A 14,339-nucleotide genomic window follows, 5' to 3' on the forward strand; every position below is an offset into this window, starting at 1 on the left:
ACGAGCGGCCGCGTGGTTCGAGACGGCGGCGCCAGGGAAACCGGAGCTCAGTGCGCTTCCACGGTCGAAGCCGGAGCGTCAATCTTACCCCCTTCGCCCGTCACCCGCTCGACGTGCGGTTTCGACCACGAGCCGGTGATCGCGTAGTCGCGCGCGAATACGTGCGACACCCCATGTGTGAACGCGATATCGGCGATCAGTGCGCCGAGGCCGATCAGCGGATTGATGACCGTCGCGGCGATCACCGCGGAGCCGGCGCTGACGGTCGGCACTACGTGCAGGTGCAGGTCCTGGCTCTTCTGCGCGATGTCGACCGAGCCCACCATCTCGGCGCGGGCCGGCGCGGTCACCATCCTGAAGTTGTCGGTGCGGGCGATGCCGTCATGAATCTGCGCGGTACCCGTCACGCTCGAGAACGGCAGGCCCTCGCCGATCACATCGCGGAAATTGAGTGTGGCGATGCGCGCGAGGCTTTGCAGGCTCAGCACGCCGAGCAGCGTCGCGACGCCCGGATCGACCTTCAGGATCTGACCGTGGCGTAGATCCAGCGCGAGGTTGCCGTTCAGCGTCGAATAGTCGATCGTGGTCGGGCCGCCTTGCCACACGGCCTTGCCCTGAATCGAGCCGGTGCCGCCCCTGAGCGTCCTCGGCAGACCGAAGCGCTCGAGCATCGCGCCGGCATCCTTGATGTCGAGCTTGAAATCGAACACGGTGCGGCGCGGCATGGCTTCGTCGGCCGAGATGGGCAGTTCGGTCGAGGTGCGCCAGTTCGCGGTCGCGGTCAGCGTCGCGGTGGGGTTCGTCACGTCGAGCTTGTCGAGCTGCCAGACCGGCACGCCGTTTTCTTCGAAGTTGTGCGCGTCGACCTCGAGCCGGCCGACGTTGCGATCGTGCACGATCAGCTCGTCGACGACCAGATCGATCGACGGCATGTTCAGCGCGGGCGCCGACATCGCCGGACCGAGCAGGTCCTTGTCCGCGACCGACGGAATCACGACGCGCGCGAAGCGCGCCTGCAGTTCGCCCGGCGATTCGCGGGTCGCTCCCGGCAGCCACGACACGTGGCCTGACACCTGATTCGACGCGATGTTCGCCTGCCACGTGCGGTCCGTGTGCGATGCGCCGACGATCACGTTGTCCCAGTGACGCTTGAGCAGCGTAAGCATGTCGATGTGCAGCGCGAAGCGGTTCGGCAGGAACTGCGTGAGCATGGGATTCGGCACGGCCGTAGGCGCGGCCGCGGGTGTGGCCGCGCTGCTGGCGGTATTGCCGCCGTTCGCACCGCCGTTCACGCCATTCGCCCCGCCCGCGCTCACGCCCGCGCGCAGCTGCGCGGCGAGCGCGCGCCAGGCGTCGGCATCGATCTCCTTGATGTCCGCCGCGGCGACCACGCCCTCGGACGGCAGGTCGACCGGCCGGTTCACGCCGATCGCGCCGCGCACGACGGTCGGTGACGTACGCGGCTGCGCGTTCGGCCGATAGCGCAGCAGATACGCGGCGGCGACCGGCCCCAACGTCAGGTCGGCGCGTTCGAGGCCGGCTTCGCCCGGCAACGTCGACGGATTGACCGAGAAGTGCAGCGGCATCGGCGTGCCGGCAGTCTTTTTGAACGGCGCTGGAAAATCGAGCCCGAGGCCGCTCAGATCAGAGTTGGCGCTGACCTCCGGCAGGCGGCCCTTCGCGCCGGTGACGCGCAATGCATAAGGCGCGCTGCCGCTCATATGCGTGAGCACCTGTGCGGCCGGGCCATGCAGATGCAGTTCGCGCGCGGCATCGACGGCGATGTGGCCGTTGAGCGCGAGCGCGTACGTGCCGTCTTGCCGCAAGCCGCCGTTCGCATGCACGTCACCGCCGAGGAACTGGCCGGAGAGCCGCTCGACCTCGGCCGTGCGTTCGGTGAAGCGCACCCGGCCGTTCAGCTGCGACAGCGACGGCGCATTGCTCACGCTCAGGCGATTGTTCCGGAAGCCGAGTGCACCTTCCACGCCGATATGCGGCTTCGGCGTACGCGGGATCGTCAGCTTCAACGCGAGCGACGCGGGCCCTTCCGCGCGAATCTTTTCGGTCTGGTGCCGGGCCATGATGCCGAGCGAGCTGCCGTTCACGTAGTCGAGCATATCGGCGAGCGGGCCGCGGCCGTTGCCCTCTATGGTGAGGTTCGAGCCTTTGGTGCCGAGGTCGTCGATGCGGCCGTTCACGCCGGTCAGCGCGACGCGCTTGTAACGGCCACGGTCGATGTCGAAGCGCAGCACGTTCTGCTTGAGCTCGAACACGCCGTCGATGCCGTCGAGCGGCGGCCAAACGTTTGGCGTGCCGTTGCGCATGTTGCGCGGCGGGAACGGCGTCGGATCGAACTTGCCGCCCGTGAACGGCGCGACGATGTGGAAGATGCCGGCGTCGGGGTCGCGCGCGTAGGGGAACTTGGTCAGGTCGCCGTGCACTTCGATCGTGCCGCCATGCGACACGCCAGCCTGCAAGCCGTGGCCGAGGTAAATGCGCAGCTTTTCGCTGACCGCGGTCGGCAGATAGCGGGCGATGTGCGTCACCTGCGCGCGCTGGAAGTCGGCTTTCAGGTCGAGCGAGCCGCGGCCGTGGCCGGGATTGCTGTAGCTCGCAGTCGCGCTCGCCTCGACGTCAGGGTTCGATACGCTGAAATCGTTGAGCTTGAGCGCGAACGCGGGACGCGTGTCGCCCGGTGCCTTCGTGCCCATCGTCCAGTCGGCGCGGCCGTGCAGACGCGCAAGCGTGAGACGCGGATCGTCGAACACGCCCGGCAGCGTGATCGCCACGTTGGTCGTATCGAAGTTCGCGTGGCCGCCTTTTTCATCGGCGTCGACGTTGCCCCACAGGTTTTCGATGCCGGGAACGCCGGCGCGCGGGTGGCCGCGCGGCGTCAGGCCCGGCCCCGGCTCCTGGGCGGCAAAGCTGATGCCCTGCAAATCGCCCTTGAAGCGATAACGCTCGATCGGTTCGGCACCCGTCGGCCGATGGTCGCTGCCCACTTCTCCGGATTCCGGCTTGCCGCGCTCGAGCTCGATCACGTAGTTCGCGACGCGCCCGCGCGGATTGATGCGTACGAGTTCATTGAGAAAGTGCCGCGGCAGCGGCAGCGCGCGGCTGAATTCGGCGAGGATGCCGAGATCGACGCGATCGCCGCTGACGCTCAAAAGCTGCCCATGCTGCTGCGACGCCATCCGGTAGCGGCTGTCGAGGGTCCGGAAGCGCAGGATGCGCGTGAGCGGCGTGCCGTCTTCGAGCGGCGGCTGGCCGAGCTCGGCACGCAGGTCCGACAGCTGCAGCCGGTACTCGCCTTCGTTTGCCTCGACGCGCCACAGAAAGTGGGCGATCGGCACGAGCAGCTTTGGCTGGGTCGGGCGCACGCGCATCGCGACGTCGTAACCGCTCAACTGGCCGGTCGCCTGGGTCATGCGGCCTTCGCTGAAGTCGATCCAGATTGCATTGTCGATGCGGCCGGCGAACGTCTCGATCGGGAACTGGACGTAGCGCGCGAGCGTCGGCAGATCGACCGGGCCCGTCGACATGTACACCTGCCCGCTCCAGTTGATCGGCTTGCCGAGCGCCGAGAGCGGCGCGTGGCGGAAGTGCGTGCGGAAGTCGAGCGGGCCTTTCAGCACCTGGCCGTCGGGTGGCGCCTGCAGCGCCATGCGGTGGTCGCGGCCGTCATTGAGGATCGCGATGCGGATGTCGCGCAGCGCCAGTTCGGGTTCGTTGCGCGTCGCGTCGCGCCAGCGCAGCACGCCGCCGCGCACGACGATCGCCTGCTGACGCAACAACCAGGTGGACAGCGCGTCGTTGCCGCTGTGGCGCGTCGGCACCGGCACGCCCGCGACCGACAGCACGCCGTCCTCGCTGCGCGACACCAGCACGTCCGGCTGATCGACGATCAGGCTCGACAGCGCCAGATGAAACTCCCACAGCGAGCGCCAGGACACCGACGCGGTGGCGTGCGGAATCGTCAGCGCGGGTTGGCCGTCGTGATCGCGGATGACGAGATTCGTGACATCGAGCCCTGGCTGGAAGCCGCTCCAGTGCGGCGCGAGCCGGCCGATCGTGAATTGGGTGCGCAGCTTGTCGGAGACCGCGGCTTCGATGCGCGGCCGGAACATGTCGGCGCGCGGCAGCACCACGTAGCGCAAACCCAGAAACAGTCCGCCCGCGATGAAATAGAGGACGAGCGCGAGCGCGGCGAGCACGCGCAACGTCCGACGCAGCACGATGTGGTCGCTTCCGCTCACATGCCGGACCTGCGGTGGGGTTTGCGGGTCGGCGGATTCGTTTCGCTCGGACATGCTGCGGCGGCTGGGCGTATGGTAGTTTTGCGTGTTAACGACGAAATGTATCACACGGGAAAGCGTCGGCGGACCTCCTGCAAACCCTGTCCGACGGCCCGTGACGGCGATTGGCGAGGCCGTCCGGCACGGGGGCCGGCACGCTTGTCGCCGCATGCCGATGGCACGACGGAACGACACGACAACGACCCCGGAACGACACCGTACAACGTCAGAATACCGCCGGACAAATTCGATCAAGCAACGAGCGAGCCAGATTTTTGATGACTGACGCCACCCTCCTGAGTTCCAGCTATTCGCACTATGCCGCGCGCGCCGCCGCGGCCCGCCCGCAACTGGTCGCGCATGTCGGCGCGCTGGCCGACGAACCGCTGACGCGCGAGCGCATCGACGCGCGTCTCGACGAACTGTGCGCCGAGGCGGCGGGCCCAGCCGGTGCGCCGGTCAACGAAGATGCGCTGAAGCGCGCGCTGCGCCAGCTGCGCACCGAAGTATTCTGCGCGGTGATGGAGCGCGACCTGGCCGGTGAGGCCGATATCGCCGAAGTCACCGGCGCGATGACCGATCTCGCGGAAACGACGATCCAGCGCGCGCTGACGGTGCTGAGCGCCGAGCTCGAAGCGCTGTATGGCGAGCCGCGCGACCAGCAGGGCGAACGGCTCACGCTCGGCGTGGTCGGTATGGGCAAGCTCGGCGGGCGCGAGCTGAACGTGTCGTCGGATATCGACCTGATCTTCGTCTATGAGGACGACGGCGAGACCGCCGGCGGCCAGCGCTCGCCGCTCGCGACCCAGGAGTTCTTCACGCGGCTCGGCAAGCGGCTGATCGGCGCGCTCGCCGAAGTCACCGCCGACGGCTACGTGTTTCGCGTCGATATGCGTCTGCGGCCGAACGGCGATTCGGGGCCGCTCGTATGCAGCCTCGGCATGCTCGAAGAGTATTTCTATGTGCAGGGCCGCGAGTGGGAGCGCTACGCGTGGATCAAGGGCCGGCTCGTGTCCGAGGGCGCGAGCGCCTCGGCGCAGCGGCTGCAGAAGCAGCTCGGGGCGATCGTCACGCCGTTCGTCTATCGACGCTATCTGGATTTCGGCGTGATCAGCGCGATTCGCGCGCTGCATCTGCAGATCCGCCAGGAGGCGCAGCGCCGCGCGTCGATGCGCCCCGACAAGGCCGACGACATCAAGCTCGGCCGTGGCGGCATCCGTGAAATCGAATTCAGCGCGCAGGTGTTCCAGCTGATCCGCGGCGGCCAGGACGCCGGCTTTCGCGTGCGGCCGACGCTCGCCGTGCTGCGCCACGCGGCCACGAATGGGTTGATGGACCCGTCGGTGTGCGTGAAGCTGTCGCAGGCGTATCGCTTTCTGCGGGAGCTCGAGCATCGTTTGCAATATCGCAACGACGCGCAGACCCACGCGATGCCCGTCGATGCCGAAGACCGCATGGCGCTCGCGCGCGTGATGGGCTGCGACGACTACCCGCAATTGATGACGAAGCTCGACGCGCATCGCGAGTTCGTCGAACAGCAGTTCGACCAGATTTTCGCCGACAAGGTGGGCGGCCGCGACGGTTGCGGCGCACCCGAGGACGGCGCGGCCGCGTGGGTGTGGAGCAGCGCGCTCGCCGACGATAGCGCCGACGACGCACTGCGCGCGCGCCTCGTCGAACTGGGGGTGGCCGAGCCCGGTGAGCTGCTCGCCCGGCTGCAGGCGGTGTGGCGCTCGTCGCGCTACACGGGCCTGAACGAGCGCAGCCGGCAGCGTTTCGACATCGTCGCGCAGCGCGCGCTCGAAGCCGCGCGCACGCTGGAGCCGGCCGGGCGGCGCGGCGATACGGTCGCGCGCCTGTTCGATCTGCTCGAAGCGGTGAGCCGGCGCGGCGCGTATCTGGCGCTTCTGACCGAGTATCCGCAGGCGCTGCACCAGGTGCTGTCGGTGCTGGGCGGCTCGCGCTGGGCGGCCGGTTATCTGATCCGCCATCCGCAGCTGCTCGACGAGCTGCTCGACGTCGAGGCGATCAACAGTCCGTTCGACTGGGCTGAATTCAAGCGTACGTTGCGTTTGCGGCTCGCCGCCGCCGATGGCGTCGAGCAGCAGATGGATCTGCTGCGTCACGCGCATCAGGCCGAGGTGTTCCGCATTCTGCTGATCGAGCTTGCCGGCAAGCTGTCCGTCGAGCACGTCAGCGACAGGCTGTCCGAGCTCGCCGACGCAGTGCTCGACGTGACGATCGAAGCCGTGTGGAAGCAGTTGGCCAAACGTCATCGCGACGTGCCGCGCTTCGCGGTGATCGCCTACGGCAAGCTCGGTGGCAAGGAGCTCGGCTACGCGTCGGACCTCGACGTGATCTTTCTGTACGACGATCCCGGCGATGCCGCCGCCGACGTCTACGCAACCTACACACGGCGTCTGATCACATGGCTGACCACCGCGACCGGCGCCGGCACATTGTTCGACATCGACCTGCGGCTGCGACCCAACGGCGAGTCGGGCCTGCTCATCACCGACCTCGATGCGTTCCGTCGCTACCAGCTGCGCGAGGGCGACGCGGCGAATACCGCGTGGGTGTGGGAGCATCAGGCGCTGACGCGTGCGCGCTACTGCGCGGGCGATCCGGAGATCGGCGGGAAGTTCGAGGCGATCCGCGAACAGGTGCTGACGACGCCGCGCGAAGCGGCGCCGCTCGCGAAAGAGATCGTCGAGATGCGCGCGCGTGTCGAGGCGGGACACCCGAACCATACGCCGGCGCTGTTCGACCTGAAGCACGACCGCGGCGGCATGGTCGATATCGAGTTCACCGTGCAGTACTGGGTGCTGCTGCATGCGGCGCGCGATCCCGAGCTGATCCGCAATACCGGCAATATCGCGCTGCTGCGTGAGGTGTCGCGTTTCGGGCTGATGAGCGAAGCGGAAGCGGAGACGGTCGGCGCCGCCTATCGGCGCTATCGCAAGCTGCAGCACACGCTGCGGCTCGATGGGATGGAGAAGGCGCGGGTCGATCCGGCGCTGGTCGCGGCCGAGCGCGAGGCGGTGCTGGCGTTGTGGAAGAGGGTGTTTGGGTAAGGGCGCTCATGCACTTCGCGTAGCGCATCATGCGCGGCCGGGATCGGTGTGACGTCCCGGCCAGGCCGACTCTGCCGTGTGCGGCCGCCTATGCGCGGCGCAATTTCAGGCGGCCAGCATTTCCTTCGCGTGCTTGCGCGTGGTCGCCGTGATTTCGAGGCCGCCGAGCATGCGCGCGACTTCCTCGATGCGGCTCGCCTTGTCGAGCGCGCTCACGCTGCTGAGCGTGCCGCCGGTGCCGTTGCTCATCTTTGCGACCTGGAAATGATGATCGCCGCGCGCGGCGACCTGCGGCAGATGGGTCACGCACAGCACCTGGCGCGCCTCGCCGAGCTGATGCAATAGCCGTCCGACCACTTCGGCCACGCCGCCGCCGATGCCCGTATCCACTTCGTCGAAGATCAGGGTCGGTGTCGGGCTGGCCGCGCTCGCGATCACTGCGAGCGCGAGACTGATACGCGCGAGTTCGCCGCCTGACGCAACCTTCGCGAGCGGCCGCAGCGGCACGCCGGCATGACCGGCGACGCGGAACTCGATCTGCTCGAGCCCGTGCGCGCCACCTTCGGGCAGCGGCACCAGCGCGACGTCGAAGCTGCCGCCTTTCATCGACAGTTCCTGCATGCCGGTCGTGACCGCCTCGCCGAGCGCCTTGCCTGCTTTCGCGCGTGCCTTCGACAGCTTTTTCGCCTCGGCGACGAACACTTCCTTCGCTTGCGCTTCGGCGGCGCGCAGGCCGTCGAGGTCGGCGGCGGCGTCGAGCGCGGCCAGTTGCTTGCGCCGCTCGGCGTGTTCTTCCGGCAGCGTCTCAGGCCGCAGGCGGAACTTGCGCGCGGCCGAGTGCAGCGCGTCGAGGCGTTTTTCGACCTGCGCGAGCCGCTCCGGATCGAGCTCGAGCTTCTGCGCGTAGTGGCTCAGCGAATACGCGGCTTCCTGCAACTGGATTTCGGCCGGTTCGAGCGCGGCGAGCACGTCGTTCAGCGCGGGGTCGATCTCCGCGAGGTCGCGCACCTTCGACACGATCGAGCCGAGATGCGTGATCATCGCGTCGTCCGATTCGGACAGCGCGCCGAGCGCTCCCTGCACGCCGTCGATCAGATTCGCGGAATGCGACAGCCGCCGATGCTCGGTGTTGACTTCTTCCCATTCGCCCGGCTGTGGCGCGAGCTTGTCGAGTTCGGTGAGTTGCCACGCGAGTCGCTCGCGTTCGAGTTGCAGCTCGCGATCGCGCGTTTGCGCGTGCTCGACGACCTGCGCCTTGTCGCGCCACGTGCGCCACGCGCGCGTGACGGCGGCGGCCAGGTCGGACAGGCCCGCGTGCGTGTCGAACAGCTCGCGCTGCGCGTCGGGGCGCATCAGCAACTGGTGCGCGTGCTGGCCGTGAATATCGACGAGCATCTCGCCGACCTCGCGCAGCTGCGCGAGCGTGGCCGCCGTACCGTTGATGAACGCGCGCGAGCGGCCGTTCGCGTCGACCACCCGCCGCAGCATCACGGTGCCGCCGTGCTGGCCGTTGTCGGCCGCGCCGAGCGCCTGCGTGTCGAGCCATTGATCGACCTGTGCGTGCGTCTCGAACTCCGCGGTGATGTCGGCGCGGCTCTCGCCGGTGCGCACGACGCTCGCCTCGGCGCGCGCGCCTAGTGCCAGCGCGAGCGCGTCGATCAGGATCGATTTGCCGGCGCCGGTTTCGCCCGAGAAAACGGTAAAGCCGCTGTCGAATTCGAGGTCGAGCGCGGCGACGATGACGAAGTCGCGTATCGAGAGGTGGCGAAGCATGGAGGTCGTCGGGTGAGCTTGGGATTCGGGTGGCGGCCGCGGCGGCGTGCGAAATCAAAGTGCCGCTTACGGCCTCGGGTCTTCTTCGTGCGACGGGTACTCGTGCCAGTGCAGCTTCTTGCGTAGCGTCGCATAGTAGCTGTAGCCGACCGGATGCAGCATCGGCACCGTGTGACGCGAACGGCGCACCTCGATCGTGTCACCGAGCTCCAGCGACGTGAACGACTGCATGTCGAAATTGACGTTCACCTCGCGCCCGGAAACGATCTGGATGCTGACCTTCGATTCGTCCGGCAGCACGATCGGCCGGTTCGACAGCGCGTGCGGCGCGATCGGCACGAGCACGATGCCCTGTAGTTGCGGATGCAGGATCGGCCCCTGCGAGGACAGCGAATACGCGGTCGAGCCGGTCGGCGTCGCGACGATCAGGCCGTCCGAGCGCTGGTTGTACATGAAGCGGCCATCGACCGACACGCGCAACTCCGCCATGCCCGAGAAGCCGCTGCGGTTGACCACCACGTCGTTGAACGCGAGCGCGTGGTAGATCGGCGTGCCGTCGCGCACGATGCGCGCTTCGAGCAGCAAGCGCTCCTCGCGCTCGAAATTGCCGGACAGCATCTGCGGCACGATCTCGCGCATGTCGGAGATCGGAATGTCCGTGATGAAGCCGAGCCGCCCGTGGTTGATGCCGATCAAGGGCGTGCGATACGGCGCGAGCTGGCGGCCGATGCCGAGCATCGTGCCGTCGCCGCCGAGCACCACGGCGACGTCGGCGCGCGCGCCGATCTCGGCGAGACGCAGCGCCGGATAGTCGGTCACGCCGATTTCGGCGGCGGTGTCTGCTTCGAACACGACTTCGAGGCCGAGCTTCGCGATGCAGGCGGCGAGCGCGGTCAGCGGCTCGCCGATGCCTGGCGTATTGCTGCGCCCGACGAGCGCGACGGTCTTGAACTGGCTGGTCACTTGCATGCCGGCATTACACCATAGGTAGGGCCTGAAAAGAACCGCAGACCAACCCGGTTGTGGGGCGGCGCACGCAGGGCGTCTGCGTATGTCGCGATTATCGTTAGAATGGTGAAGACCCGATGACATGCGAGCCCGCCGACGGCGGTGCATTCGCCGGGAGCGGGCGCCGCGGGCGCTCTCGGCTGCGATGCCAATGAGCTAAAATTTTTCGTCATGCTAGATCCTCGCGCACAAACCCTCCTCAAAACGCTGATTGAGCGCTACATCGCCGAAGGTCAGCCGGTCGGCTCGCGCACGCTGTCACGTTATTCGGGCCTCGAACTGAGTCCGGCCACGATCCGCAACGTGATGTCGGACCTCGAGGATCTGGGGCTCGTGATCAGTCCGCATACGTCGGCAGGGCGCATTCCGACGCCACGCGGCTACCGCCTGTTCGTCGACACGATGCTGACCGTCGAATCCGCCGCCGACGAGGAGGCGGTGACGCGCACCGTCAAGACCACGCTGCAGGTGGGCGAGCCGCAGAAGATCGTCGCCGCGGCGGCGAGCGTGCTCTCAAATCTGTCGCAGTTCGCCGGCGTCGTGCTCACGCCGCGTCGCAGCCATGTGTTCAAGCAGATCGAATTCATGCGCCTGTCCGACCAGCGCATTCTGCTGATCATCGTGACGCCCGAAGGCGACGTGCAAAACCGCATCCTCGCCACCCAGCGCGACTTTTCGCCTTCGCAGCTGGTGGAAGCCTCCAATTACATCAACGCGCACTTCGCGGGCCTCTCGTTCGACGAGGTGCGCCGCCGCCTGCGCGAGGAAATCGACGAGCTGCGTGGCGACATGACCTCGCTGATGCACGCGGCCGTCACCGCCAGCACCGACGAATCCGACACCGGCGAGACCGTGTTGATCTCGGGCGAGCGCAATCTGCTCGAGGTCGCCGATCTTTCGTCGGACATGGCGCGCCTGCGCAAGCTGTTCGATGTGTTCGACCAGAAGACCAGCCTCCTTCAGTTGCTCGACGTGTCGAGTCACGCGGCGGGCGTGCAAATATTCATTGGCGGCGAATCGAATCTGGTACCGATCGAGGAAATGAGCGTCGTCACCGCGCCGTACGAGGTGAACGGCAAGATCGTCGGCACGCTCGGTGTGATCGGACCGACCCGCATGGCCTACAACCGCGTGATTCCGATCGTGGACATCACCGCGCGGCTGTTGTCCATGACGCTCAGCCAGCAGTAGTCCTCGGGCTCCGCGGAACTGTCGTCATCGCAGTCCGTGGCGATCATGATGCGCGAACGCGCGGTGTCTGCCAATCGTCCGAATGGCCAGGGGTCTCTGGCGGCGCCGGGCAGAACCCGCACCGCTATAATGAATCTCCATTGAATCGACTCGCCGCAAAATGCGGTGATTTCTGCTACCTATGCGCTTCGACCTCGAGCGGCCTTCACAGAACGCCACGTCGCATCGCGTCGCCGTGTTGCTGATCAATCTCGGCACGCCCGACGCGCCGACGCCGCGCGCGGTGCGCCGCTACCTCGCGCAGTTCCTGTCCGATCCTCGCGTGGTCGAAATTCCGGCGCTGCTGTGGCAGCTCATTCTGCGTCTGCTGATTCTGCCGTTTCGCGGCCGCAGCTCTGCGAAGAAGTATGCGGCGGTGTGGATGCCCGAGGGCTCACCGCTGCGCGTCCACACCGAAAAGCAGGTCGAGGGCCTGCGCCATCTGCTGCAACTGAACGACTACACGGTGCTGGTCGACTACGCGATGCGCTACGGCACGCCCGGCATTCCGGCAATGCTGAACCAGCTGAAGCTCGCGGGCGCCGAGCGCGTGTTGCTGATGCCGATGTATCCGCAGTATTCGGCGTCGACCACTGCGACCGCGTTCGACGAAGCCTTTTCCGCGCTCAAGCGCATGCGCAACCAGCCGGAAATCCGCACCGTGCGCCAGTACGCCGATCATCCGGCGTACATCGCGGCGCTCGCCGCACAGGTGCACCACTACTGGCATCTGCACGGCCGCCCCGATTTCGCGGCGGGCGACAAGCTCGTGCTCAGTTTCCACGGCGTGCCCAAGCGCACGCTCGACCTCGGCGACCCGTACCACGAGCAATGCCAGCAGACCGGCGCGCTGCTGATGCAGGCGCTCGATTTGACGTCGGTCGAATGCCGCATCACGTTCCAGTCGCGCTTCGGCAATGCCGAATGGCTGCAGCCCTACACGGCGCCGACGTTGAAGGAACTCGGCGCGGCAGGCGTGCGGCGTGCTGACGTGTTTTGCCCGGGTTTCACCGCCGACTGCCTCGAAACGATCGAGGAAATCGGCATGGAAGTGCGCGGCGAATTTCTGCAGGCGGGTGGCAAGGAGTTTCACCGGATCGCCTGTCTGAACGCGTCGCAGCCGTGGGTTGCCGCGCTTGGCGAAATCGTTGCGCAGCATCTGCAGGGCTGGCCCGTGCAGGCGGTGCCGGTGCCGCACACGACAGGAGCTTGAATACGCAGATGAACTACCGCATTTCAACCGAACCGGGCGCGAAACTGCGCATCGACAAATGGCTGTGGGCCGCGCGCTTCTTCAAGACGCGTTCGCTGGCCGCGGAGGCGGTCGACAAGGGGCGGGTGCGTATCGGCGGCGTCGCCGTGAAGCCGGCGAAGGACGTGCGTGTCGGCGATCTGGTCGAAATCGAGATCGAGCGCTACGTGTGGCAGGTGGAGGTGCTGGGCGTATGCGACGTACGCGGTCCGGCGAGCGTCGCGCAGACGCTTTATGTGGAAACCGCGCAGAGCAAGGCGAAGCGGCAGGTCGAGCAGGAACGGCGCAAGGTCTACCACGAGCCGGCCGCCGCGCTGCACGGCCGACCGACCAAACGCGACCGGCGCACTATCGACAGATTTTCAGGTGGGGATTGAGAAACTGCTCCACGGTGGCGTGTGCGCCGCCGTACTCGGTGGTGTGGTCGTTGACCGCACCGGACATGCAGATGGTCGTGGTGCCCGCGATCAGTACCAGTGCGACCACCCCGATTGCAAAGGTCAGTTTCACGGTACTCCCCTTGATGGGCTGAAACAGGCTATCGGAACGACTGTCAGGTGTCGGTAACGCTTACGTCAGATTAGGGTTAACGTGGCGTTGCCGCTCCATGACTGGAGAATAGGTCAGTTGCGGGCTGCACTCAATCTCTATCTGATTGCGCCACGTTGAGGCTTGTTACGGCGCATTTCGCCTGCACGTCGGTGGTGCGAAAAAACCCTCGACCCGCTTGAAACGGCTTTTTCAGGCCCCATCTGGGGTCCGGTCTGGCGGATCGGCGCGAAGACGCGAGTCGCGATTTTGCAAAGCATGAATCGTACTGTGTCGGAACGGCTTGCACCGCCTTTGGCTTTTACTTTTTAACGACTTTCAGCGACATGGAAAACACGCAAGAGAACCCGACGAGCCAGAATCCCACGCCCGCCGACGAAGCCGCGCGCCAGGCCGCCGAGGCGGCCGGGGCCGCTGCTCAACAGCCGGACACCGGCGCCGCCCCGGAACCGGCCCAGGGTGCCGCCGAGCAGGCGCTGGCCGACGCTCAGGCGAAGATCGCCGAGTTGCAGGAAAGCTTCCTGCGCGCGAAGGCCGAAACCGAAAACGTGCGTCGGCGCGCTCAGGAAGACGTCGCCAAGGCGCACAAGTTTGCGATCGAGAGCTTCGCCGAGCATCTGCTGCCGGTGGTCGACAGTCTCGAGGCGGCCGTCGCCCATTCGTCCGACGACTTGCAGAAGGTCCGCGAAGGCGTCGAGCTCACGCTGCGGCAGTTGAGCGGCGCGCTCGAGAAGGGTCGAGTCGTGGCGATCAATCCGGTCGGCGAAAAGTTCGATCCGCATCGTCATCAGGCCATTTCGATGGTGCCGGCCGACCAGGAGCCGAACACCGTCGTCGCGGTGCTGCAAAAGGGCTTTGTGATCGCGGATCGCGTACTGCGTCCCGCGCTCGTGACCGTCGCGGCGCCGAAGTAATCACGTCGACACTCGCTCAGGGCGTTTGCGCCGGTGGCGTCTGCTGCGTCGCTTCGCATCGCTACGTGCCGCAAAGGTCCGATCGATTCAGGCACCTCCGGCGAACCACGCCGGGGGCGCCGCGCAGACTGACGGAGCGGGCTCGCAGCGAAGATTCAGGCGCCTCGCCCCGTGATTGAAAAAAATTAAAGACCGCATCGCAAAAGAGGTCTTGAAAACGATGTGGCCGCACTTATTTTGAGTG

Annotated in this window: 9 protein-coding genes; 5 read left to right on the forward strand and 4 right to left on the reverse strand. The window is 66.7% G+C overall.

The window, feature by feature from the left end; translation table 11 throughout:
* Nucleotides 1-47: 47 nt before the first annotated feature.
* Complete coding sequence (locus HDG32_RS12935; RefSeq protein ID WP_184067290.1) at nucleotides 48-4,310, reverse strand: YhdP family protein; 4,263 nt, start codon at nucleotides 4,308-4,310, stop codon at nucleotides 48-50.
* A 263-nt stretch (nucleotides 4,311-4,573) separates the two neighbouring features.
* Here HDG32_RS12935 and glnE point away from each other — a divergent pair, with 263 nt between their 5' ends.
* On the forward strand, nucleotides 4,574-7,369 hold the full coding sequence (glnE, locus tag HDG32_RS12940) for a bifunctional [glutamate--ammonia ligase]-adenylyl-L-tyrosine phosphorylase/[glutamate--ammonia-ligase] adenylyltransferase (protein WP_409340026.1): 2,796 nt from the start codon (nucleotides 4,574-4,576) through the stop codon (nucleotides 7,367-7,369).
* 105 nt (nucleotides 7,370-7,474) lie between these two features.
* On the opposite strand, the gene recN is transcribed toward glnE, so the two are convergent.
* Both recN and HDG32_RS12950 read right to left on the reverse strand, forming a co-directional pair.
* On the reverse strand, nucleotides 7,475-9,142 hold the full coding sequence (gene recN, locus HDG32_RS12945; protein WP_184067296.1) for a DNA repair protein RecN: 1,668 nt from the start codon (nucleotides 9,140-9,142) through the stop codon (nucleotides 7,475-7,477).
* Nucleotides 9,143-9,208: 66 nt separating this feature from the next.
* A complete protein-coding gene (locus HDG32_RS12950) occupies nucleotides 9,209-10,111 on the reverse strand; it encodes an NAD kinase (protein WP_184067299.1) in 903 nt (300 codons plus the stop codon).
* A gap of 210 nt (nucleotides 10,112-10,321) precedes the next feature.
* Between HDG32_RS12950 and hrcA the strand changes: the two genes are divergently transcribed.
* The 3 genes from hrcA (at nucleotide 10,322) to HDG32_RS12965 (ending at nucleotide 13,009) form a co-directional block, all read left to right on the forward strand.
* Entirely contained in the window at nucleotides 10,322-11,341 is a 1,020-nt protein-coding gene (hrcA, locus tag HDG32_RS12955) for a heat-inducible transcriptional repressor HrcA (protein ID WP_090803113.1), read from the forward strand.
* A gap of 181 nt (nucleotides 11,342-11,522) precedes the next feature.
* A complete protein-coding gene (gene hemH, locus HDG32_RS12960; protein WP_184067302.1) occupies nucleotides 11,523-12,593 on the forward strand; it encodes a ferrochelatase in 1,071 nt (356 codons plus the stop codon).
* 8 nt (nucleotides 12,594-12,601) lie between these two features.
* A complete protein-coding gene (locus tag HDG32_RS12965) occupies nucleotides 12,602-13,009 on the forward strand; it encodes an RNA-binding S4 domain-containing protein (protein ID WP_018419480.1) in 408 nt (135 codons plus the stop codon).
* Here HDG32_RS12965 and HDG32_RS12970 read toward each other — a convergent pair.
* A complete protein-coding gene (locus HDG32_RS12970; protein ID WP_167368620.1) occupies nucleotides 12,981-13,142 on the reverse strand; it encodes a hypothetical protein in 162 nt (53 codons plus the stop codon). The two genes, HDG32_RS12965 and HDG32_RS12970, sit on opposite strands and share 29 nt — an antisense overlap.
* A 365-nt stretch (nucleotides 13,143-13,507) precedes the next feature.
* Between HDG32_RS12970 and grpE the strand changes: the two genes are divergently transcribed.
* Entirely contained in the window at nucleotides 13,508-14,095 is a 588-nt protein-coding gene (gene grpE, locus HDG32_RS12975; protein WP_184067305.1) for a nucleotide exchange factor GrpE, read from the forward strand.
* Nucleotides 14,096-14,339 lie beyond the last annotated feature (244 nt).

Origin of the sequence: Paraburkholderia sp. CI2, from assembly GCF_014201055.1 — a bacterium.
Taxonomy (GTDB): domain Bacteria; phylum Pseudomonadota; class Gammaproteobacteria; order Burkholderiales; family Burkholderiaceae; genus Paraburkholderia; species Paraburkholderia tuberum.

What these genes read in the sequence shown, in the direction of transcription:
- HDG32_RS12935 (WP_184067290.1), bottom strand. Translation starts at nt 4,310, where the DNA reads ATGTCCGAGCGAAACGAATCCGCCGACCCGCAAACCCCACCGCAGGTC.
- glnE (WP_409340026.1), top strand. Translation starts at nt 4,574, where the DNA reads ATGACTGACGCCACCCTCCTGAGTTCCAGCTATTCGCACTATGCCGCG.
- recN (WP_184067296.1), bottom strand. Translation starts at nt 9,142, where the DNA reads ATGCTTCGCCACCTCTCGATACGCGACTTCGTCATCGTCGCCGCGCTC.
- HDG32_RS12950 (WP_184067299.1), bottom strand. Translation starts at nt 10,111, where the DNA reads ATGCAAGTGACCAGCCAGTTCAAGACCGTCGCGCTCGTCGGGCGCAGC.
- hrcA (WP_090803113.1), top strand. Translation starts at nt 10,322, where the DNA reads ATGCTAGATCCTCGCGCACAAACCCTCCTCAAAACGCTGATTGAGCGC.
- hemH (WP_184067302.1), top strand. Translation starts at nt 11,523, where the DNA reads ATGCGCTTCGACCTCGAGCGGCCTTCACAGAACGCCACGTCGCATCGC.
- HDG32_RS12965 (WP_018419480.1), top strand. Translation starts at nt 12,602, where the DNA reads ATGAACTACCGCATTTCAACCGAACCGGGCGCGAAACTGCGCATCGAC.
- grpE (WP_184067305.1), top strand. Translation starts at nt 13,508, where the DNA reads ATGGAAAACACGCAAGAGAACCCGACGAGCCAGAATCCCACGCCCGCC.